The sequence below is a fragment of the Streptomyces venetus genome, assembly GCF_039540295.1.
Classification (GTDB): domain Bacteria; phylum Actinomycetota; class Actinomycetes; order Streptomycetales; family Streptomycetaceae; genus Streptomyces; species Streptomyces venetus.
In genome coordinates this window covers 603,754-624,773 of record NZ_BAABET010000003.1, presented here as the reverse complement: position 1 = coordinate 624,773, position 21,020 = coordinate 603,754, and the positions used below count along the sequence as shown (strand labels likewise).

Here is a 21,020-nt window from a genome sequence, read left to right as displayed (position 1 = left end):
TCAGAGGGTCACCCCTCGTTCCTCCAGCCACGACACCGGGTTCACCGCGGAGCCCATCTCCGGGGTGATCCGGGTCTCGAAGTGCAGGTGCGGGCCGGTGGAGTTGGCGGTGGTGCCCGACTGGCCGATCCACCGGCCGGGGGTGACGTACTCGCCCTGGTCGACCGCGACGGACGCGAGATGGGCGTACTGCGTGTAGTAGCCGCCCGGGTGCTTGAGCACGATCTCGATGCCGAAGGCCCCGCCGCAGGACACCCTCTCGACCCGGCCCGTGCCCACGGCCCGCACCGGTGTGCCGATCGGCACCGCGAAGTCCTGCCCCGTGTGCCGGCTCGCCCAGCGCGACCCGCCGCTGCCGTACGACGCGGACAGCTCGTACGTCTCCACCGGCGTGACCCACGCGGTGGTGAACCTCGTCTCCGGCTGGTCGAGCCGGACCGCACCTCGGCATGCCCCGGCTGCGACCGAGGCGTCCGCCTGCCTCTGGAGCCGTGTGCGTGCCGTCTCGAGTTTTCGCTCGATGCCCGCCTTCAGACGGGCGAGTTGGCTGTTCCGCCGGTCCAGCGCCTGCCACTGGGCCGCGGCCCTGGCCTCGTCCGCGGCGAGCCGGGTCTCGGCGCGACGGCTCTTGGCGATCGCGTTGTTCACGGCGAGGTCCGCCTGGGAAAAGGCGTGCTGACCGCGCATCAGGTCCTCGGGGCTGTCGGCGAGGATCATCTGCGCGGCCACCGGCAGCCCACCGCTGCCGCGGTACTGGGCGCGGGCGATCCGGCCGAGGTCCTCGTGCAGGCCGGCGATGTGCCGCCGCTGGCGGTCCAGCAGCTTCTCCGCCCGCTGGGCCCGGGCCCGTTGCCCCTCGGCCTCCTTGCGCCCCTTCTCGTACTGCCGCGTCGCGACCGCGGCCTCCTCGTACAGCCGCGCCACCTCGGCGCTGAGCCCCGAGCCCCCCGCACCGCCGCTCCCGGGCCGCCTCTCCGCCGCGGTGGGCCGGGCCGCCAGGACGGCCAGGGCGCACAGCAGAACCGGAACGAGCAGCCGATGACGGCGGTATGAGCGCATGTCAGTGATCGTCGCCCGGCCCCGGCGACCCGGTCCTGTTCACGTCGTACGGCTGGGGGACCGGGGTGCCCCGAATGGATCAGTGCGCGCGAGCCGCCCCGGCGGGGGCTTCGGCGCGAGGTGCTCCCGCACCGCCACCGGACCGACGCCGGGATTTCGGACCGCTACCGCGCTCCCGCCAGTTCCTCCGACGCCGCCTCCCGCGCCGCCATCTCCCGAAGCGGCCCGTCCGCCGCCACGAGCTCCGCGTACGCCCCGCGCTGCGCCACACGTCCCTGGTCCAGCACGATCACCTCGTCGACCGCGTCCAGACCCGCCAGCCGGTGCGTGATGAGCAGCGTCGTACGGCCCTCGGTGGCGGCCAGCAGGTCGGCGGTGAGCGCGTCGGCGGTCGGCAGGTCGAGGTGCTCGGCGGGCTCGTCGAGCACCAGGACGGGAAAGTCGGCGAGCAGCGCGCGGGCCAGCGCGAGCCGCTGCCGCTGCCCTCCGGACAGCCGGGCCCCGTGCTCACCGACGAGCGTGTCGAGCCCGTCGGGCAGACTGTCTGCCCAGTCCAGCAGCCGGGCCCGGCCCAGCGCGGCACGCAGCGCGTCCTCGGTGGCGTCCTTCCTCGCGAGCAGCAGGTTCTCGCGTAGCGAGCTGTCGAAGAGGTGCGCGTCCTGCGCGCACAGCCCGACGAGCCTGCGTACGTCGTCACCGTCCAGCGCGTACGCGTCCACACCGGCCAGCGTGTACGAGCCCGCGTCCGTGTCGAGGAAGCGCAGCAGCACCTGCGCCAGGGTCGTCTTGCCGGAGCCGGAGGGCCCGACCACGGCGACCCGGCGACCCTCCTCGAGGGTCAGGTCCAGTCCGGCGAGTGCGTCCCGGTCCTGCCCGGCGTACCGGGCGGCCAGTCCCTTGAGCGCCACCGGGAACGGCGACACGGGCGCCTGCCGGGGCCGCTCCGGCTCCCGCACCGGCTCCGGGGCGTCCAGCACCTCGTACACCCGCTCGGCGCTCCGGCGTACTCGCTGCCGGTACCGCACGGCGAGCGGCAGCCCGAGCACGGCCTCGAAGGCGGCCAGCGGGGTGAGGACGACCACGGCCATGGCCACGCCGTCCAGCCGCCCGGCGGCGACCGCCTGCGCGCCGACCAGGGCGGCGGCGGTGACCGTCAGGCCGGAGATCAGCGCAGTGAGCCCGTCGCCGAGCGCCGTGGCGGTGGCCGCCCGCGAGGCGATCCGGGTGAGCGCTCCGTCGGCCTCGCGGGCCTGGGCGGTCCGCGCGGGCAGGGCACCGGCGACGGTCAGTTCCGCGGTGCCGGTGAGCAGATCGGCCACCCGCGTCGCGAGCACACCTCGGGCGGGTGCCAGCCTGTGTTCGGCCCGGCGGGCGATCGCACCGGTGACCAGGGGCACGCCCAAACCCGCCGCCAGCAGTCCGGCCGCGAGCACGGCACCGGCCTCCGGCAGCAGCCACGCCGTGAAGCCGACCGACGCGGCCGACACGACGACCGCCGCCCCGGCCGGCAGCAGCCACCGCAGCCAGTAGTCCTGCAACGCGTCCACGTCCGCGACCAGCCGGGAGAGCAGGTCGCCCCGGCGGGCCCGGCGCAGACCGGCGGGCGCCAGCCGCTCCAGCCTGCGGAACACGGCGACCCTGGTGTCCGCCAGCATCCGCAGCACGGCGTCGTGCGAGACGAGCCGCTCGGCGTACCGGAACACGGCCCGTCCGATCCCGAAGGCCCGCGTGGCCGTCACGGCCACCATCAGATACAGCACGGGCGGCTGCTGCGAGGCCCGCGAGATCAGCCACCCGGACGTGGCCATGAGCCCGACGGCACTCCCGAGCGCGAGACTGCCGAGCAGCAGCGCGAGTCCCAGGCGCCCCCGCCGGGGGCCGGACATGGCGCGAACCCGGGCGAGAACGCCCCCTGAGGCAGGCTGCTGGAGCGAGCCGGCCGGAGCGGGCTGCTCGGCCTCGGCAGAAGCGGTCCCGGCCTCCGTCCCTTGGACGGCAGGGCGCGCCACAGGCGCGGCCGTGGGCTCGGGCTCCGTCAGCCGCACCACCCGGTCCGCCACCCCCAGCAGCGCCGGCCGGTGCACCACCAGGAGCACGGTCCGACCGGCCGCCAGCCGCCGCACCGCCGCCACGACCTCCGCCTCGGTGGCCCCGTCCAGCGCGGCCGTCGGCTCGTCGAGCAGCAGCACCGGCCGGTCCGCGAGGAAGGCCCGGGCCAGCGCGAGCCGCTGCCGCTGTCCGGCGGACAGTCCGGCCCCGTCCTCGCCGAGCACGGTGTCCAGGCCCTCGGGCAGAGCGTCGACGAACTCCAGCGCCCCGGCGTCGCGCAGCGCCCGGCGTACGGTGTCGTCGGCGGCGTCGGGCCGCGCCAGTCGTACGTTCTCGGCGATCGTCCCGGCGTACAGGTGGGGCCGCTGCGGCACCCACGCGACCCGGGAACGCCACTGCTCCAGGTCGGCGTCGGCGAGGTCGACTCCCCCGACCCGCACCCGTCCCTCGGCGGGGGGCACGAACCCGAGCAGGAGGTGCAGCAGCGTCGACTTGCCAGCACCGCTCGGCCCGACCAGCGCGACCGTCTCCCCGGGAGCCACGGCGAAGGACACGTCCGACACGGCGTCCGCGGACCGCCCCGGGTACCGGACGGTCACGCCCTCGAAGGCCACCCCAGCCGCCGGCACGGCCCGGGAGCCGGACACCGGCAGGGGCGTCTCCAGGACGCCGAAGATCTCCTCGGCGGCGGCGAGCCCCTCCGCCGCCGCGTGGTACTGCGCCCCGACCTGCCGCAACGGCAGATACGCCTCCGGCGCCAGGATCAGGATGACCAGGCCGATGTACAGATCCATCTCACCGTGCACCAGCCGCATGCCGATCGTCACGGCGACCAGCGCCACCGAGATCGTCGCGAGCAGCTCCAGCGCGAACGACGAGATGAACGCGATCCGCAGCGTCCGCATTGTCGCCCGCCGGTACTCGCCGGTGATCCGCCGGATCGACTCGGCCTGCGCCTTGGCACGGCCGAAGACCTTGAGCGTCGGCAGCCCCGCGACGACGTCCAGGAAGTGACCGGAGAGCCGGGAGAGCAGCCGCCACTGCCGGTCCATCCGAGACTGGGTGGCCCAGCCGATCAGCACCATGAAGACCGGGATGAGCGGCAGGGTGCCGATGATGATGGCCGCGGAGACCCAGTCCTCGGTGACGATCCGAGCCAGCACCGCGACCGGCACGACCACCGCGAGACCCAGCTGCGGCAGATACCGCGAGAAGTAGTCGTCGAGGGCGTCGACACCCCGGGTGGCGAGGGCGACCAGCGAACCCGTCCGCTGACCGCTCAGCCACCCGGGCCCCAGCCGCACGGAACGCTCCAGCAGCCGGCCCCGCAGTTCGGACTTCACCGCCGCGCTCGCCCGGTGCGCGGCGAGCTCGGTGAGCCAGCCGACCAGCGCCCGCCCGGCCGCGACGGCGGCCAACCACAGCAGGGGAGTGCCGAGGTCGGCCACCGACATGCGGTGCTGGAACGCGCCGACCACCACGTCGGCGATGAGCATCGCCTGTGCGATGACCAGTCCCGCCCCGACGGCGCCCAGGGCGACGACCGCCACCAGGAAGAGCCGGGTGGCACGGGCGTACCGGAGCAGACGCGGATCGATCGGTTTCACGTGAAACACACCTCAGTGCACGGGCTCGGCGATGTGCTGCGTACCGATGCGCTTACGGAACACCCAGTACGTCCAGCCCTGGTAGAGCATCACGACCGGAGTGGCGATCGCCGCGCACCACGTCATGATCTTCAGCGTGTACGGGCTGGACGAGGCGTTGGTGACCGTCAGGCTCCAGTCCGGGTTCAGCGTCGACGGCATGACGTTCGGGAACAGCGTCAGGAAGAGCATCGCCACCGTGGCCACGATGGTGAGCCCCGACAGGGCGAACGCCCAGCCCTCACGCCCCGCCCGGGCCGCGACGAGCGCGACGACGAGCGACGCCACGGCCACGACCACCGCGACGAGCGACGCCCCGTCGCCCCGATCGGCCTGGGTCCACAGCAGGAAGGCGAGGGCCAGCACAGCGGTCAGCGCTCCGACGCGCAGTGCCAGCTTCCGCGCCCGCTCCCGGATGTCCCCCACGGTCTTGAGCCCGACGAACACCGTCCCGTGGAAGGTGAACAGCGCCAGGGTGACCAGACCGCCCAGCAGCGCGTACGGGTTGAGCAGGTCCAGGACGCCACCGGCGTAGTTGAAGTCCCTGTCGATCTTCACGCCTCGCACGATGTTGCCGAAGGCCACACCCCACAGGAACGCGGGGATCAGCGAGGTCCAGAAGATCGCCGTCTCCCAGTTGCGCTGCCAGCTCTCCTCGGGCCGCTTGGCGCGGTACTCGAAGGCCACACCCCGGACGATCAGGCAGACCAGGATGAGCAGCAGGGGCAGGTAGAAGCCGGAGAAGAGCGTCGCGTACCACTCGGGGAAGGCGGCGAAGGTGGCACCGCCCGCCGACAGCAGCCACACCTCGTTGCCGTCCCAGACGGGGCCGATGGTGTTGATCAGTACCCGCTTCTCGGGCCGGTTGCGGGCGAGTAGCTTCGTGAGCACACCGACCCCGAAGTCGAAGCCCTCCAGGAAGAAGTAGCCGGTCCACAGGACGGCGATCAGGACGAACCAGACGTCGTGCAGTTCCATGACTGTGCAGCTCCCTCGGCCTAGTAGGAGAAGGCCATCGGCTTGTCGGCGTCACGGGAGTCGCCGCCGATCTTCGTGGGCGGGTTGAGGTCGGCCTCGGTGAGCTCGGGCGGGCCCGCCTTGACGTACTTGACCAGCAACTTGACCTCGACGACGGCGAGGATCGCGTACAGCGTGGTGAAGACGATCATCGACGTGAGGACCTCGGCCTGGGAGACACCGGGGGAGACCGCGTCACGCGTCTGGAACAGCCCGTAGACGACCCACGGCTGGCGGCCCATCTCGGTGAAGATCCAGCCCCAGGAGTTGGCGATCAGCGGGAAGCCCAGCGTCAGGATCGCCATGCGCCAGTACCACTTGGTGAGGGTCGGACCGAGCGCCTTCTTCGGCAGCAGCACGAGATGCGGCACCTCGTCGTCGCCCACCCGCAGATGCTGCGGCAGCATGAACTTCTTGCGGGTCAGCCAGAGCCCGGCCATGCCGAGGGCGAAGGACGTCATACCGAAGCCGATCATCCACCGGAAGCCCCAGTAGGCGACGGGGATGTTGGGCCGGTAGTCGCCGGGCCCGTACTTCTCCTGCTCGGCCTTGTTGACGTCGTTGATGCCGGGCACGTACGAGGTGAAGTCGTCCTTGGCGAGGAAGGACAGCAGGCCGGGGATCTCGATGGCGACCTTGTTGTGTCCCTTGTCGACGTCACCGACGGCGAAGACCGAGAAGGGCGCCGGCTTCTCGCCGTCCCACAGCGCCTCGGCCGCGGCCATCTTCATGGGCTGCTGCTCGTACATGATCTTGCCGAGCACGTCGCCGCTGATCGCGGTGAGCATGCCGCCGATGACGACGGTGACCAGGCCGAGCCGCAGTGAGGTCTTCATCACCGGCACGTGCTTCTTGCGGACCAGGTGGAAGGCGGCGATGCCGACCATGAAGGCGCCGCCGGTCAGGAAGGCCGCGGAGAGCGTGTGGAAGGCCTGGGCCAGGGCGGTGTTCTGGGTGAGTACCAGCCAGAAGTCGGTGAGCTCGGCCCGCCCCTTGGCCCCGTTGATCCGGTAGCCGACCGGGTGCTGCATCCAGGAGTTGGCCGCGAGGATGAAGTACGCCGACAGGATCGTGCCGATCGAGACCATCCATATGCAGGCCAGGTGGATCTTCTTGGGCAGCTTGTCCCAGCCGAAGATCCACAGGCCGATGAAGGTGGACTCGAAGAAGAAGGCGATCAGAGCTTCGAACGCGAGCGGCGCCCCGAAGACGTCACCGACGAAGCGCGAGTAGTCCGACCAGTTCATGCCGAACTGGAACTCCTGCACGATGCCGGTGACCACACCCATCGCGATGTTGATCAGGAAGAGCTTGCCCCAGAACTTCGTCGCCCGGAGGTACTTCTCCTTCTCCGTCCGCACCCAGGCGGTCTGCAGTCCGGCCGTGATCGCGGCCAGCGAGATCGTCAGGGGGACGAACAGAAAGTGATAGACGGTGGTGATGCCGAACTGCCATCGCGCCAGCGTCTCCGGCGCCAAAGCCAGGTCCACGTCGCCGCTCCTTACAACCGCTTGTGAAAGCGTTCACATTCACAAGCCATTATGCAGCACGCACTTTCGAGCGCGTAAGGGGGTCCCCCGTCCCAGTCAACCCCTCGGCCCGAACTTCAACACATCGTTGAGTGCACGTGCCCGCGCGGCGCCGAACTCGTCCGGCGCCCGACCTGGCGTGCAGAGCCCTCGCGAAGCTCTACAGCTCCTTGCGGAACCCTTCCGCCACCTTCAGGAAGATGTCGTTCGCCTCGGTCTCCCCGACCGTCACCCGCACACCCTCGCCCGGGAACGGCCGGATCACCACGCCCGCCTGCTCGCACGCCTGCGCGAACGCGACCGTACTCTCCCCCAGCCTCAGCCACACGAAGTTGGCCTGGGTCTCGGGCACCGTCCAGCCCTGAGCGCGCAGCCCGTCGACCACGCGCGTGCGCTCGCACACCAGTGATCCGACCCGCCCGAACAGTTCGTCCTCGGCACGCAGCGAGGCGATCGCCGCCTCCTGCGCGAGCTGGCTCACACCGAACGGCACCGCCGTCTTGCGCAGCGCCGCGGCCACCGGCTCATGGGCGATGGCGAACCCCACGCGCAGACCGGCGAGGCCGTACGCCTTGGAGAAGGTCCGCAGGACGCAGACGTTGGGACGGTCGCGGTAGAGCTCCACACCGTCCGGCACCTCGAGGTCGCGGATGAACTCGCGGTAGGCCTCGTCGAGCACCACCAGCACGTCTCCGGGCACCCGGTCGAGGAAGCGCTCCAGCTCCGCCCGCCGCACCACCGTGCCGGTCGGGTTGTTGGGGTTGCAGACGAAGATCAGCCGGGTCCGGTCGGTGATCGCGTCGGCCATCGCGTCGAGGTCGTGCACATCACCGGACGTCAGCGGCACCTGCACCGACGTCGCGCCACTGATCTGCGTGATGATCGGGTACGCCTCGAAGGACCGCCAGGCGTAGATCACCTCGTCGCCGGGACCGGAGGTGGCCTGGATCAGCTGCTGGGCGACCCCGACCGAACCGGTGCCGGTGGCCAGGTGGGCGAGGGGCACCCCGAACCGCTCGGACAGCTCGTCCATCAGCGCCGTACAGGCCATGTCCGGGTAGCGGTTGAAGTTGCAGGCCGTCGCCGTCACGGTCTCCATCACACCCGGTAGCGGCGGATAGGGGTTCTCGTTGGAGGACAGCTTGTAGGCCACCGGCCCGCCGGCCGCTGCGGGCTTGCCCGGCTTGTAGGTGGGGATACCCTCCAGCTCGGCACGCAGCTTCGGGCTCGTCTCGCTCACCGCAGTCCTCCTCGCGAAGACCGGCGGCCCATGACCGCCGCCGACATCCAATACTCCTCACCTTATGAGGATTCGGCGCCGCTGCGTATAGCCGCAGCGGACCCGCGAGCACCGGCCTCCCGTATCCCCTGGGCATCAGGGGCATCGCTGCACGAAGGCGTACGAATACGGGGGCGCGCCTCACATATATCTACGCGCCGGTGGTGTACGCCGTGGCGCGCATCCCCCGTGCAGGTGAGTTGAGACCTCTTCGCAACATCGACCCCTTGGCAGGCCCGCACGCGCCGACACGTCACGTACTGCCATGGGAGCGCTCAACCCCCTTGGTTTCCAAAGCAATTGGGGTTAAATGATCATGCAGAAACGTGCCTGTCAACGCGTGCATATGCGTCCGCACTACCCCACCGCATGAGCCCTACTATCGGCTCGCCATGACAGCAGCAGGGAAGCACCAGGTGAGCCGCGCGGAAACCTCACGCCGAGGCAGCAGGCCGGGTCGGGCGGGTATCAGAGACGTGGCCGCCGCCGCCGGAGTCTCCATCACGACCGTCTCCGACGCCCTCAACGGCAAGGGCCGGCTCCCGGACGCCACCCGGCGCCATGTCCGCGAGGTCGCCGACCGGCTGGGCTACCGCCCCTCGGCCGCCGCCCGGACCCTCCGTACCGGCAAGTCGGGACTCATCGGCCTGACCGTGACCACGTACGGGGATGAACCTTTCACCTTCACCGAGTTCGCGTACTTCGCCGAGATGGCGCGAGCCGCCACCTCCGCCGCGCTGGCCCGCGGCTACGCCCTGGTCATCCTCCCCGCGACCTCGCGCCACGACGTGTGGTCGAACGTCGCCCTGGACGGCACGGTCGTCATCGACCCCTCCGACCAGGACCCGGTCGTCAGCGAACTCGTCCGCCAAGGGCTGCCCGTCGTCTCCGACGGCCGCCCGGCCGGCTCGCTGCCGGTCACGGCCTGGGTCGACAACGACCACGAGGCCGCCGTCCTCGGCATCCTCGACCACCTGGCCGCCGCCGGCGCCCGCCGCATCGGCCTGCTCACCGGCACGACCACGGACACCTACACCCACCTGTCGACCACCGCGTACCTGCGCTGGTGCGAGCGCGTCGGCCAGGACCCGGTGTACGAGGCCTACCCGGCACACGATCCGTGCGCAGGCGCCGTCGCCGCCGACCGGCTCCTCGCCCGCCCCGACCGGCCCGACGCCGTCTACGGGCTGTTCGACCCGAACGGCACCGACCTGCTCGCCGCCGCCCGCCGCTACGGCCTGCGCGTACCGGACGACCTGCTGCTGGTCTGTTGCAGCGAGTCCACCGTGTACGCCAACACCGAGCCGCCCATCACCACGCTCTCCCTTAAGCCCCGCCGCATCGGCACGGCGGTGGTGCAGCTCCTGATCGACGCCATCGAGGGAGTGGAGTCGGACCACCCGGTCGAGCAGGTGATACCGACGGAGCTGATCGTGCGCACCTCGTCCCAGCGACGCTCGCCGCGCACGACGGTCAGCCCGCCGCGGTCACCCGAGCAGACGTAGGCCCCCTCCCGGGGCCGGGGGACAGGCGTCCCCTGGGGAGAAACGGGGCCGGTCCCCCGCAGAGAAGGGATCGTTCTCGCGAAGAGAAGGAGAGCGAGGACGGTCACACGGTGGTCAAAGCCCGGTCCAATCGGGGCGAAAGCCGCGGTGAACTGGACTCTTGCTCTGATTCACCACCCCTGGGTCATCACATGGCGCGATCCGCATTCCTATGATGGGCCCACGACACCCACGGGCCGCTACGACCAGGCAGTCCGATGCGGTGCAGATGCGGCTGATGGTGGAGGGGTCGATGACTCAGGGGGCCGGTCAGGGACCCGAGGCGGAGCGGACGGCGACGTTGCGCGACTTCCGGGTGCCCGCGTACGTCCACGAGACCGGTCCGTACGTCCAGAGCGCCCACCCCGGCGACGTCGCGCCGCCGCCCGCGGAGACCTACCCGGAGGGGTACACGCCGACCGAGCGTGACCTCCCCGTCATCAACCGGGGTGACACTGTCCAGGTGACCGTAGACCCCGAGACCACCGCCGCCCCGCAGCCGAACACCGGCCAGGGACCGCTGTACGTCGTGGGCGACGTGCACGGCTACCTCGACGAGCTGGTGGCCGCCCTCCAGGAGAAGGGCCTGCTCGACGCCGCCGGCAACTGGTGCGCGGGCACCGCCCGGCTGTGGTTCCTCGGCGACTTCACCGACCGCGGCCCGGACGGCATCGGCGTCATCGACCTGGTGATGCGGCTGTCCGCCGAGGCCGCCGCGGCCGGCGGCTACTGCAAGGCCCTCATGGGCAACCACGAGCTGCTGCTGATCGGCGCCAAGCGGTTCGGCGACACCCCGGTCAACTCCGGCGCGGGCACCGCGACCTTCCAGGCGGCCTGGCTGCTCAACGGCGGCCAGAAGACCGACATGGACCGCCTCCAGGACCACCACCTGCAGTGGATGTCCCGCCTCGACGCCGTCGAGGAGGTCGACGGCCACCTGCTCGTGCACTCCGACACCACCGCCTACCTCGACTACGGCCGCTCCATCGAAGAGGTCAACGACACCGTCCGCGAGACGATCACCCGTAACGACGCGGACGAGGTCTGGGACCTGTTCCGCAAGTTCACCAAGCGGTTCTCCTTCCGCGACGAAGGCGGCGCGGACGCCGTCCGCTCCCTGCTCGATACGTACGGGGGCACCCGCATCGTTCACGGGCACAGCCCGATCCCCTATCTGCTGGGCGAGGTCGGCTCCGAGGACGACGAGGACAGCAGCGACCCGGTCATCGAGGGGCCGCACGTCTACGCCGACGGACTCGCCATCGCCATGGACGGCGGCGTGACCATGGCCGGAAAGCTGCTGGTCCAGCAACTCCCGCTGGCTACGTGAACGTTCACCGGGCAGGCGTTCCCCGTCACAGGACCGGACCTGTGAGGGGCCAATTTCGGTAAACCCCCTGTCACCGCCCACCTCCACGGCTCTACCATCGGCTTATCCGTAGCAGGCTCCCCTCCGTTTCTGCCCGACGGCTCGTCAGCATGCCGAGCCCCAAGCCCTACGGAGCATCGGGGGATGCACATGAACAGCGTTCCGCAGCACCTGCTGAGCGAGGACCGCCAGGAATACGAGCGGATCCTCGATGAGGCGCTGCGCTCCGCACCACAGCGTCCGGAACTCGCCGCCGCCGGACAGCGGCTCAACTCCGAACAACTGCGCACCATGGCGCTGAACGCCACCGCGATCATCACGGCGGCCGCGTCGACCGAGTACCAGCACTACGTCAAGGTCCGCGACGAACTGCGCCAGCCGGTGCGGACCGGCCAACCGGCCGTGCGCGAGCCCGGCTCCTCCCAGCCGGACACGGGCGCCGCGGGATTCGCCGCGACCATGGGAGAGGTGGCCGCCGAGACCGCCGGCGCGGGCGCCGTCGCCGTCGTCGCCGTACTCGCGCCCGTCCTGGCCGGCACCGCCGCCGCGATCTTCCTGCTCGTCGGCTACATCCTGCGGATACTCAACCCCGAGCAGGCGTTCGCCCGGACCATGCTCACCACGGGCTGGGTGTTCGGTGCCGTGACCGCGATCGCGATCCTCGTCGCCGCCGTGGGTCTGCTGCTCACCGCCCTGCGCAACAAGCCGACGGCCGAGAGCGGTCCGTACGTCGAGCTGCAGGGGGAGGTGGACAGGGCCAGGGAGGCCTGGCGGGAGGCACTGCTGGAGCGGGGCGTCCTGCCCTTCTTCCGGGAAGCCCTCATCGACCCGGACGGGGCGGCCGCCCTGCACCACCCGTCCTCGTCCACACCGGTCAGCCGTATGCCGCACCTCGGATACGACCGCCCGGGTTTCACCAGCCCGGAGGAGGGCCGGCGCGGCTCGCGGCCCAGCTTCAGCAGCCCGGACTACAGCAGCCCGGACTTCGGAGGACCGGAGCACCAGCCGGAGTAGCCGGGGGCCACCGGCCCCCGGCCCCGGTGTGTGCGCCGGCGTCAGTCCGCGATCGGCAGGTACACGCGGTTCCCGCTCGCCGCGAACTCCTTCGACTTCTGGGCCATGCCCTCCTCGATCTCGCTCCGGCTGCCGCCGTGTTCACGGCGGATGTCCTGCGAGATCTTCATGCTGCAGAACTTGGGCCCGCACATCGAGCAGAAGTGAGCCGTCTTGGCGGGCTCCGCGGGCAGGGTCTCGTCGTGGAACTCCCGTGCCGTGTCCGGGTCGAGGGCGAGGTTGAACTGGTCCTCCCACCGGAACTCGAAGCGGGCGTCGGACAGCGCGTCGTCCCATTCCTGGGCGCCCGGGTGTCCCTTGGCGAGGTCGGCCGCGTGAGCGGCGATCTTGTAGGTGATGACGCCGGTCTTGACGTCGTCACGGTTCGGCAGGCCCAGGTGCTCCTTGGGCGTGACGTAACACAGCATCGCCGTGCCCCACCAGGCGATCATCGCGGCGCCGATGCCGGAGGTGATGTGGTCGTACGCCGGTGCGACGTCGGTGGTCAGCGGGCCGAGCGTATAGAACGGAGCTTCATCGCAGATCTCCTGCTGAAGGTCGATGTTCTCCTTGATCTTGTGCATCGGGACGTGGCCCGGGCCCTCGATCATGGTCTGTACGTTGAAACGCTTGGCGATCGTGTTGAGTTCCCCGAGCGTCCTCAACTCCGCGAACTGCGCCTCGTCGTTGGCGTCCGCGATCGAGCCGGGCCGCAGGCCGTCACCGAGCGAGTAGGTGACGTCGTACGCGGCGAGGATCTCGCAGAGCTCCTCGAAGTTCTCGTACAGGAACGACTCCTTGTGGTGCGCGAGGCACCAGGCGGCCATGATCGAGCCGCCGCGCGAGACGATGCCGGTCTTGCGGTTCGCCGTCAGCGGCACGTATGCCAGACGCACACCCGCGTGGACCGTCATGTAGTCCACGCCCTGCTCGGCCTGCTCGATGACCGTGTCCTTGTAGATGTCCCAGGTCAGCTCTTCGGCGCGGCCGTCGACCTTCTCCAGGGCCTGGTAGAGCGGCACGGTGCCGATGGGGACGGGGGAGTTGCGCAGCACCCACTCACGCGTGGTGTGGATGTTGCGGCCGGTGGACAGGTCCATGACCGTGTCGGCGCCCCAGCGGGTCGCCCAGGTCATCTTCTCGACCTCCTCCTCGATGGAGGACGTCACCGCCGAATTGCCGATGTTGGCGTTGACCTTCACCAGGAACCGCTTGCCGATGATCATCGGCTCGATCTCCGGGTGGTTGACGTTGGCCGGCAGCACGGCCCGGCCCGCGGCGATCTCGTCGCGGACCACTTCGGGCGAAACGTTCTCCCGGATGGCCACATACTCCATCTCGGGCGTGATCTCGCCCCGGCGGGCGTACGCGAGCTGCGTGACCGCCTTGCCGTCCCTGCTGCGGCGCGGCAGGCGTGGCCGACCGGGGAAGACCGCGTCGAGGTTGCGGAGGCCGCCGCGCGGCGCAGTGTGCTTGATGCCGTCGTCCTCGGGACGGACGGGGCGGCCCGCGTACTCCTCGGTGTCGCCGCGGGCGATGATCCAGTTCTCGCGCAGCGGCGACAGGCCCCTGCGGACGTCGGTGTCGACGAGTGGATCGGTGTACGGGCCCGACGTGTCGTACAGCGTGACCGACTGGCCGTTGGTGAGATGCACCTGACGGACCGGCACCCGCAGGTCGGGGCGGGTGCCCTCGACGTACGCCTTGTGCCAGCCGATGGACTTCCCGGCCTCCTCGGACTGTGCGTCCTGAACGGAGGCAGGCGTGCGTGCGTCCTCGTTGGTCATGAGACCTACTCCCTACGCCGGCATTACCCGGTAACAGGTTCGGCGGTCGACGCAGCGGCTTCCGTCTGCCGACGTTTCGTGTGCAACATCACTCGACTTCGGTGATGTTTCATGTGAAACATCGCTGGGACGGAGGTCAGCGCCCTCTCAGCCCGGTGCTCCGAGCTCCCGCGTGTACAAAAGGTGCCTCCACGCTAGCGGCAATTCTGGCGCGGTGAACAGAGGGCCCCCCTGGTTCTTGCGATGATCGGTCGGTGACCACGACGCAGCGTCCCCCGTACCCACCGCCCGAGCCGCCCCGCGGATCCGGCGCCGGCTTCGGCAACGGCCGTGGAGGCGACCGCGATTTCCCGGCCGGGGCCGGCGCCTGGCAAGGTGCCGGCGGCGGCGAGGGCTACGGCGCGGGTGACGGTCCCGGCGGAGGACACGGGCCGGGGCACGGCCACGCCCAGGGTCACGGCCACGCCCCGGGTCACGGTCACGGTCACGGTCACGGTGGGAACGACGGACCGGGGAGCAACGAGCCCGGCGGAGGTGACGGTCACGGCCGGGGCGGAGGCGACGGGCACGGTCATGGGTCCGGCTCCGCGCCCGGTGGCGGACACGGGCACTCGCACAACCACGGCCCGGCCACGCCCGTCTCCATGCATCTACGCAAGATCATCGCGGCGGTACTGATCCCGTTCGGCGCGGCGGTGCTGATCGGTCTCGCCGTGCTGTGGCCGGGTGGCGCTCCCCCGCACGACGAGCGTACCGGCGTCGGCTTCGACCGGCAGACCCAGGACGCCTCGGTCACCAAGGTCGTGGAGATCAGCTGCAAGGCGGCCGGCGCCACGGGAGTCCCGCCGACCGGCGACACCTCCACCGCCGAGGGTTCCTCCGCGGTGCAGCAGGAGAAGGGCACCTGCAAGCGGGCCACGATCCGGGTCGACAGCGGCAAGGACAAGGGCCGCACCTTCACCGAGATCATCCAGCCCGACCAGTCCCGGCAGTTGCACGAGGGCCAGAAGGTCGTGGTCGCCTACGAGCCCTCCGCGCCGAAGGACCTCCAGTACTCGGTGACCGACGTCAACCGAGGGGTGCCCATGGCGCTGCTGGCGGGCATCTTCGCACTCGCCGTCGTGGTCGTCGGTCGGCTGCGGGGTGTCATGGCCCTCGTCGCGCTGGCCATAAGCTTCCTGGTGCTGAACCTCTTCATCCTGCCCGCGATCCTGCAGGGTTCGAACCCGCTGGTCGTGGCGGTGGTGGGTGCGAGCGCCATCATGCTCATCGCGCTGTACCTGTGCCATGGCCTGTCCGCCCGGACATCCGTGGCGGTGCTCGGCACCCTCGTCTCGCTGCTGCTGATCGGCGTTCTCGGCTCGGTGTTCATCGACTGGGCCGCGCTCACCGGCAACACCGACGACAACACCGGCCTGATCCACGGCCTCTACCCGACGATCGACATGAGCGGTCTGCTGCTCGCCGGCGTCATCATCGGTTCGCTGGGTGTGCTCGACGACGTGACGGTCACCCAGACGTCCGCGGTCTGGGAGCTGCACGACGCCAACCCCTCGATGGGCTGGCGCGGGCTGTACCGAGCGGGCATCCGGATCGGCCGCGACCACATCGCCTCGGTCGTCAACACGCTCGTGCTCGCCTACGCGGGTGCCGCGCTGCCGCTGCTGCTGCTCTTCTCCATCGCGCAGAGCAGTGTGGGGACGGTCGCCAACAGCGAGATCGTCGCGGAGGAGATCGTGCGCACGCTGATCGGTTCGATCGGTCTGGTCGCCTCGGTGCCGGTCACCACGGCGCTCGCGGCGCTCGTGGTCTCGGCCGACCGCCCGGGAGCTGAGCCCGCCGCGTCGCCCGCGGCGGAGTCCGTCACGGCCCCGGCGCGCGGGGGGAGGGGGCGGCGGCGTAAGCGCTGACGCCTTCGGGCCGAAGGCGAGCGAGGGGCCGAAGGCGACCGAGAGGTTTCTGAGCCCTCCGGAGCTTCCGGCGCCGAGAGCCATCTGCCCGTCGTAGGGAGAAGCGTTCCTGCGCGGCTCGGCGGCATCCGGTGAAGCGTTACTCCACCGCGCCGCCCCAAGGCTGTCTCACCCGGCGCCCTGTTCCGCGAGGATGCGGTCCAAGGCCTCGTCGAGATGGGCGTCGAAGTCGGCGAGCGAACCCTCCTGGCCCAGCGGTACCAGCTTGTCGGTGCGGTCCAGAAAAGCGATGAGCGGTGCCGTCGACGACCGGAACACGGCCTGGTCGCTGCCCACCTGAAGCCGGATCAGCACCTCACCCAGCGAGTCCGGGTCGACGGGCGTGACCCGCACATCGCCCTCGCCGCACGGCCGGCCGACGCCGTCGATCAGCAGCTCCCGGCCGAAAGCCCACGTCACAGGGGCATCACCCGGCAGGTGGAACGTCAGCCGGACGGCATAGGGATCACTCGTCTCATAGCGCAGCTCCACCGGAATGCGGAAGGAGAGCTCATCGGAGACGAGAAAGCTCATCATGACCTCTGCCTGTACGGACTCGCGCATCGATAACCCCGTCATTCGCCGTGGACTGGCCGGGAACGAACCTCTGACACTTGGTGGAATCTTGCTGAACGTACACAGCAGATCACAAGGAGTGAGTTTTCACATACTGATAGAGAGCGCCAGCGATCCGAGTCGCCGCCCGATCTCGTCCTGCAACTGCCGGGCCGCGCCCATCAGCCGGTCCGCCTGGTGGGCGGGCAGGGAGATGGCCATCGTCGCGGCCGTGGTGCCGAAGGTGAGCGGAACCGCCGCGCAGACCGTGCCCAGCGCGTACTCCTGACGCTCGGTCACCGGTTCCATTCGCCGCACCCGTTCGAGCCGGCGGAGCAGGCTGTGGTCGTCGCGCACCGTGTACGGCGTGAGCGGCTGCACCGGATAGCGGTCGAGGTGGTCCCCGCGGGCGGCTTCGTCCAACTGGGACAGCAGGCACTGCCCGACGGCATGGGCGTGCCCCGTCTCCCGGAAGTCGGCCCACTCCTCGACCGCCGGGCTGGCCGGACTGTCGGAAACACACACCAGCTCGATCTCGCCCTCGCGGTACACCGCGTAGTACACGGGGAGGCCGAGGGCGTCCCGCCAGTGCGCGAGCGTGTCGACGATCGTGCTGCGACGTTTCTGCCGCGCCCCACTGCTGCTCAGCCGCTCGGCCGCCTCACCGAGGAAGAACAGGCCCTTGTCACGGCGCAGATAGCCCTCGTGCACGAGGGTGCGCAGCAGGTGGTACGTCGTGGGCAGCGCGAGTCCGGTCTCACGGGCCAGTTGTTTGGCGGGGGCGCCGTACTCGTGGCCTGCGACGGTCTCCAGCAGGCGCATCGCGCGCTGGACGGATCCGATAAGGGTCGCCGGGGGTGATGGCGCGGCGGGAGACGGTTGTTCGGGGCGTGCCGCCGAGCGGGGTTGCGCGGGAACGGTGTGCAGGTGGACGGATGCGGTGTCAGCCGGGGCCAAGGGTCACTCCCGAAGCGCGAGATGGCAGCCCGTGCCGATGAACACGGGTGGGGGTAGCCGCTCGCGGGGATGTCCCCGCGTCGAGTTCCGGACTCTATTCGTCTGCCACCGCGCACGGACGGCCCGGACGCGAAACTTCCCCCGGCCGAGGGAACCGGTGATTCCAGGCGTTTCCCGCTACCCCCACCGGTTTCCCACCGGTCTCACCAGTCGCTGCGCGACGAGGAGCTCGAAGTGAACTTCCGTACGACGTAGATCAGTCCACCGACCAGCGCCACGAAGACCAGCACCTTGAAGAGCAGACCGATGACGAAGCCGACCACACTGGCTATCAGCCCGCCGAACACGACCAGGGCGATGACCGGCACCGCGACCCACTTCACCCACCACGGCAGTCCCGCGAAGATCTCTCGCATCGCCCTCGTCCTTACCTCTCCGCCCGTCCGAGTGCCGGGTCCTGTCAGTTCTGATGTCCTGCACTCGATGCTAGGTCCGGGACGGGGTCGAACGGGGGCCTCGCATCCCTTGTCCTCCCCTGACCGATCCCCTAGGGAACCCCGAGACGCGTCGTCAGCTCTCGGGCGGAGAGAAGACCACCAGCACCCTGAGGTCCTCGGTGATGTGGTGGAACTTGTGGGCCACGCCCGCCGGAACGTAGACCACGCTGCCCCGCGCCACCTGCGTCGTCTCCAGGCCCACGGTGATCGCGGCACGGCCGCTCACAACGAAGTAGACCTCGTCCTGATTGTGCGGCTTCTGTGGATCCTGCTCGCCCGCATCGAGGGCGTACAGCCCGACCGACATGTTCTGCTCCCGCAGAAACTGCAGGTAGGCGCCCTCGTTGGCGGCGCGCTCCGCCTCCAGTTCGTCCAGCCGGAATGCCTTCATCGCCTAGTCCGCCCCTGCCTCTAGTGCCCGTGCCCGATCAGGTCTGCAACGATCAGACACATGAAGAATTTCGTAGTCAAGACGATTGCCAATGCGGGCGCCCTGGCGGTCGCCGTATGGCTGCTCGACAAGATCACCCTGACCGGTGACAGCAAGGGCAAGGAGTTCGCCACTCTGATCATCGTGGCGCTGCTCTTCGGCCTGGTGAACTTCCTGGTCAAGCCGTTCGTCAAGCTCCTCAGCCTGCCGCTGCTGATATTGACGCTGGGCCTCTTCACCCTGGTCGTCAACGCACTGATGCTGCTGCTCACCTCGTGGCTGGCGGACCAGCTCGACCTGAGCTTCCACGTGGAGGGCTTCTGGACGGCCGTCCTGGGTGCTCTGATCATCTCGGTCGTCTCCTGGGCGCTGCACGTCGTCCTGCCCGACGGGGACTGAGCACCCATGACGTACCGCGTCTGTTTCGTCTGCACGGGCAACATCTGCCGCTCTCCGATGGCCGAGGTCGTCTTCCGCGCCCGCGTGGCGGAGGCCGGGCTCGACGGTCTGGTCGAGGTCGACAGCGCCGGCACGGGCGGCTGGCACGAGGGGGACGGCGCCGATCCACGCACGGTGGCCGTCCTGGAGGAGAACGGCTATGCCGTCGGCCACACGGCCCGGCAGTTCCAGCCGTCGTGGTTCTCCCGTCTGGACCTGGTCGTCGCCCTCGACGCCGGTCACCTCAGGGCCCTGCGCCGTATCGCGCCGACGGAACAGGACGCGCGGAAGGTGCGGCTCCTTCGTTCGTACGACCCCGCCGCCGGCGACGACCTCGACGTACCGGATCCCTACTACGGGGGCTCGGACGGCTTCGAGGAGTGCCTTGAGATGGTGGAGGGGGCGAGCGCCGGTCTGCTCGCCGCAGTGCGTGAGGATGTGGAGGGAAAGGTGGCATGAGCGAATCCGCGACGGGCGACGGGAACCGGACGCCGGGCGAGGCCGCCCCGGGAACGGGCGAAGCGGGCCGGGTGACACGTGTCGCCCACGCGGCGGAAACCGGTGACGGCACACGAGCGGTGCGGGCCGGGCTGCCCGAGCCGGTCAAGTACGAGCCCACCCTGCCCGGACCGGTGTTCGCCGCCCACTTCCACCTGCCCGGCGACCCCACCGGCCCCTACACCTACGGCCGGGACGAGAACCCCACCTGGACGCTCCTGGAGCGCGCCATAGGCGAGCTGGAGGCACCCGGCCGGGCCGGTGCCGAGACGCTCGTGTTCGCCTCGGGCATGGCCGCCATCTCGGCGGTGCTCTTCTCCCAGCTGCGCACCGGCGACGTGTGCGTCCTGCCCGACGACGGCTACCAGGCGCTGCCTCTGGTGCGCGCCCAGCTGGAGGCGTACGGCATCGAGGTACGCACCGCGCCGACCGGCGGCGACGCCCAGCTCGACGTCCTCGACGGCGCAAAGCTGCTGTGGATCGAGTCCCCGTCGAACCCCGGGCTCGACGTGTGCGACATCAGGCGGCTCGCCGAGGCGGCCCACGCGCGCGGTGCCCTGGTGGCCGTCGACAACACCCTCGCGACACCGCTGGGCCAGCGCCCCCTGGAGCTCGGCGCCGACTTCGCGGTGGCCAGTGGCACCAAGCAGCTCACCGGTCACGGCGATGTCCTGCTGGGCTATGTCGTCGGCCGCGACAGCGAGGCCATGGCCGCCGTACGCCGCTGGCGCAAGATCGTCGGTGCGATCCCCGGACCCATGGAAGCCTGGCTCGCACACCGTTCGATCGCGACCCTTCAGATGCGCGTCGACCGGCAGTGCGCGACCGCCCTCGCGGTCGCCGAGGCTCTGCGCGAGCGGCCCGAGGTGACCGGGCTGCGCTACCCCGGACTCCCCGACGACCCCTCGCACAAGATCGCCGCGCAGCAGATGCGACGCTTCGGTTGTGTGGTGTCGTTCACGCTGCCCACGCGCGCGCGTGCCGACCGTTTCCTCGACGCGCTGCGGCTCGTGGACGACGCGACGAGCTTCGGCGGAGTGCGGTCCACGGCCGAACGGCGCGGACGCTGGGGTGGAGACGCGGTGCCGGAGGGCTTCATCCGCCTCTCGGTCGGCGCCGAGGACCCGGTGGATCTCGTGGCGGACGTGCTGCGCGCGCTGGACGCGTCGGCTGCCTGACCATCCTTCTGCGGACGGTCCGAGCCTCCCCCCTCATGGCTCGGACCGCCCTCCGGTTCCGCGCGCCAGAACCGCGCGACCAAGGCTAGTTGACTCTCTGTCAGTGTCCAATCACAGTAGCGACAGAGACCTATCGACTTATTTATAGTTAACGCGGTCGGGGGGCCGGGAGCATGACCGGAGAGG

At 70.2% G+C, this 21,020-nt stretch carries 17 protein-coding genes; 7 read left to right on the top strand and 10 right to left on the bottom strand.

Going from position 1 to position 21,020, the window contains the following annotated elements; genetic code table 11:
• The 5 genes from ABEA82_RS12685 to hisC all read right to left on the bottom strand — a co-directional run bounded on the left by ABEA82_RS12685 (position 1) and on the right by hisC (position 8,540).
• Positions 1-1,059 (bottom strand): M23 family metallopeptidase, encoded by a 1,059-nt coding sequence (locus ABEA82_RS12685; RefSeq protein ID WP_345661505.1) that lies wholly within the window; start codon positions 1,057-1,059, stop codon positions 1-3.
• 164 nt (positions 1,060-1,223) lie between these two features.
• Positions 1,224-4,715, bottom strand: coding sequence for a thiol reductant ABC exporter subunit CydD (gene cydD, locus ABEA82_RS12680; RefSeq protein WP_345661504.1), 3,492 nt, complete (start codon positions 4,713-4,715; stop codon positions 1,224-1,226).
• Between the two features lie 12 nt (positions 4,716-4,727).
• The gene (gene cydB, locus ABEA82_RS12675; RefSeq protein ID WP_345661503.1) at positions 4,728-5,732 is read right to left on the bottom strand and encodes a cytochrome d ubiquinol oxidase subunit II; all 1,005 of its coding nucleotides are present in this window, start codon (positions 5,730-5,732) and stop codon (positions 4,728-4,730) included.
• A 20-nt stretch (positions 5,733-5,752) separates the two neighbouring features.
• The gene (locus ABEA82_RS12670) at positions 5,753-7,261 is read right to left on the bottom strand and encodes a cytochrome ubiquinol oxidase subunit I (protein WP_345661502.1); all 1,509 of its coding nucleotides are present in this window, start codon (positions 7,259-7,261) and stop codon (positions 5,753-5,755) included.
• A gap of 199 nt (positions 7,262-7,460) precedes the next feature.
• A complete protein-coding gene (gene hisC / locus ABEA82_RS12665; RefSeq protein ID WP_345661501.1) occupies positions 7,461-8,540 on the bottom strand; it encodes a histidinol-phosphate transaminase in 1,080 nt (359 codons plus the stop codon).
• Between the two features lie 431 nt (positions 8,541-8,971).
• On the opposite strand from hisC, the gene ABEA82_RS12660 reads away from it, so the two are divergent.
• From ABEA82_RS12660 to ABEA82_RS12650, 3 genes are all read left to right on the top strand, one after another.
• Entirely contained in the window at positions 8,972-10,084 is a 1,113-nt protein-coding gene (locus ABEA82_RS12660) for a LacI family DNA-binding transcriptional regulator (protein ID WP_345661500.1), read from the top strand.
• A gap of 277 nt (positions 10,085-10,361) precedes the next feature.
• A complete protein-coding gene (locus tag ABEA82_RS12655) occupies positions 10,362-11,453 on the top strand; it encodes a metallophosphoesterase family protein (protein WP_345661711.1) in 1,092 nt (363 codons plus the stop codon).
• A 183-nt stretch (positions 11,454-11,636) separates the two neighbouring features.
• Positions 11,637-12,506, top strand: a complete 870-nt coding sequence (locus tag ABEA82_RS12650) for a hypothetical protein (RefSeq protein WP_345661499.1) — start codon at positions 11,637-11,639, stop codon at positions 12,504-12,506.
• A 41-nt stretch (positions 12,507-12,547) separates the two neighbouring features.
• Here ABEA82_RS12650 and thiC read toward each other — a convergent pair whose 3' ends face one another.
• Entirely contained in the window at positions 12,548-14,332 is a 1,785-nt protein-coding gene (gene thiC / locus ABEA82_RS12645) for a phosphomethylpyrimidine synthase ThiC (protein WP_345661498.1), read from the bottom strand.
• 254 nt (positions 14,333-14,586) lie between these two features.
• Here thiC and ABEA82_RS12640 point away from each other — a divergent pair, with 254 nt between their 5' ends.
• On the top strand, positions 14,587-16,242 hold the full coding sequence (locus ABEA82_RS12640; RefSeq protein ID WP_345661497.1) for a YibE/F family protein: 1,656 nt from the start codon (positions 14,587-14,589) through the stop codon (positions 16,240-16,242).
• A 168-nt stretch (positions 16,243-16,410) separates the two neighbouring features.
• Here the strand turns inward: ABEA82_RS12640 and ABEA82_RS12635 are convergent, their stop codons facing one another.
• The 4 genes from ABEA82_RS12635 to ABEA82_RS12620 form a co-directional block, all read right to left on the bottom strand.
• The gene (locus ABEA82_RS12635) at positions 16,411-16,845 is read right to left on the bottom strand and encodes an SsgA family sporulation/cell division regulator (protein WP_345661496.1); all 435 of its coding nucleotides are present in this window, start codon (positions 16,843-16,845) and stop codon (positions 16,411-16,413) included.
• A gap of 99 nt (positions 16,846-16,944) precedes the next feature.
• Positions 16,945-17,679, bottom strand: coding sequence for an IclR family transcriptional regulator (locus ABEA82_RS12630; RefSeq protein WP_345661710.1), 735 nt, complete (start codon positions 17,677-17,679; stop codon positions 16,945-16,947).
• Between the two features lie 317 nt (positions 17,680-17,996).
• Complete coding sequence (locus tag ABEA82_RS12625; RefSeq protein WP_003991465.1) at positions 17,997-18,209, bottom strand: DUF5326 family protein; 213 nt, start codon at positions 18,207-18,209, stop codon at positions 17,997-17,999.
• 154 nt (positions 18,210-18,363) lie between these two features.
• Positions 18,364-18,681 (bottom strand): cupin domain-containing protein, encoded by a 318-nt coding sequence (locus ABEA82_RS12620; protein ID WP_031115217.1) that lies wholly within the window; start codon positions 18,679-18,681, stop codon positions 18,364-18,366.
• A gap of 60 nt (positions 18,682-18,741) precedes the next feature.
• Here ABEA82_RS12620 and ABEA82_RS12615 point away from each other — a divergent pair, with 60 nt between their 5' ends.
• From ABEA82_RS12615 to ABEA82_RS12605, 3 genes are read left to right on the top strand one after another with little or no spacing between them, the layout of a single operon-like run.
• A complete protein-coding gene (locus ABEA82_RS12615) occupies positions 18,742-19,119 on the top strand; it encodes a phage holin family protein (RefSeq protein ID WP_345661495.1) in 378 nt (125 codons plus the stop codon).
• Positions 19,120-19,125: 6 nt separating this feature from the next.
• Complete coding sequence (locus ABEA82_RS12610; RefSeq protein ID WP_345661494.1) at positions 19,126-19,617, top strand: low molecular weight protein-tyrosine-phosphatase; 492 nt, start codon at positions 19,126-19,128, stop codon at positions 19,615-19,617.
• Positions 19,614-20,834, top strand: a complete 1,221-nt coding sequence (locus tag ABEA82_RS12605; RefSeq protein ID WP_345661493.1) for a cystathionine gamma-lyase — start codon at positions 19,614-19,616, stop codon at positions 20,832-20,834. The genes ABEA82_RS12610 and ABEA82_RS12605 overlap by 4 nt, the downstream gene beginning before the upstream one ends.
• The last annotated feature ends 186 nt before the right edge of the window (positions 20,835-21,020 follow it).

Bases quoted from the DNA above. Each gene is read 5' to 3' on its own strand.
- ABEA82_RS12610 (WP_345661494.1), top strand. From the start codon at position 19,126: ATGACGTACCGCGTCTGTTTCGTCTGCACGGGCAACATCTGCCGCTCT.
- ABEA82_RS12620 (WP_031115217.1), bottom strand. From the start codon at position 18,681: ATGAAGGCATTCCGGCTGGACGAACTGGAGGCGGAGCGCGCCGCCAAC.
- ABEA82_RS12605 (WP_345661493.1), top strand. From the start codon at position 19,614: ATGAGCGAATCCGCGACGGGCGACGGGAACCGGACGCCGGGCGAGGCC.
- ABEA82_RS12615 (WP_345661495.1), top strand. From the start codon at position 18,742: ATGAAGAATTTCGTAGTCAAGACGATTGCCAATGCGGGCGCCCTGGCG.
- cydB (WP_345661503.1), bottom strand. From the start codon at position 5,732: ATGGAACTGCACGACGTCTGGTTCGTCCTGATCGCCGTCCTGTGGACC.
- thiC (WP_345661498.1), bottom strand. From the start codon at position 14,332: ATGACCAACGAGGACGCACGCACGCCTGCCTCCGTTCAGGACGCACAG.
- ABEA82_RS12685 (WP_345661505.1), bottom strand. From the start codon at position 1,059: ATGCGCTCATACCGCCGTCATCGGCTGCTCGTTCCGGTTCTGCTGTGC.
- ABEA82_RS12655 (WP_345661711.1), top strand. From the start codon at position 10,362: ATGGTGGAGGGGTCGATGACTCAGGGGGCCGGTCAGGGACCCGAGGCG.
- ABEA82_RS12650 (WP_345661499.1), top strand. From the start codon at position 11,637: ATGCACATGAACAGCGTTCCGCAGCACCTGCTGAGCGAGGACCGCCAG.
- ABEA82_RS12660 (WP_345661500.1), top strand. From the start codon at position 8,972: ATGACAGCAGCAGGGAAGCACCAGGTGAGCCGCGCGGAAACCTCACGC.
- ABEA82_RS12625 (WP_003991465.1), bottom strand. From the start codon at position 18,209: ATGCGAGAGATCTTCGCGGGACTGCCGTGGTGGGTGAAGTGGGTCGCG.
- ABEA82_RS12635 (WP_345661496.1), bottom strand. From the start codon at position 16,845: ATGCGCGAGTCCGTACAGGCAGAGGTCATGATGAGCTTTCTCGTCTCC.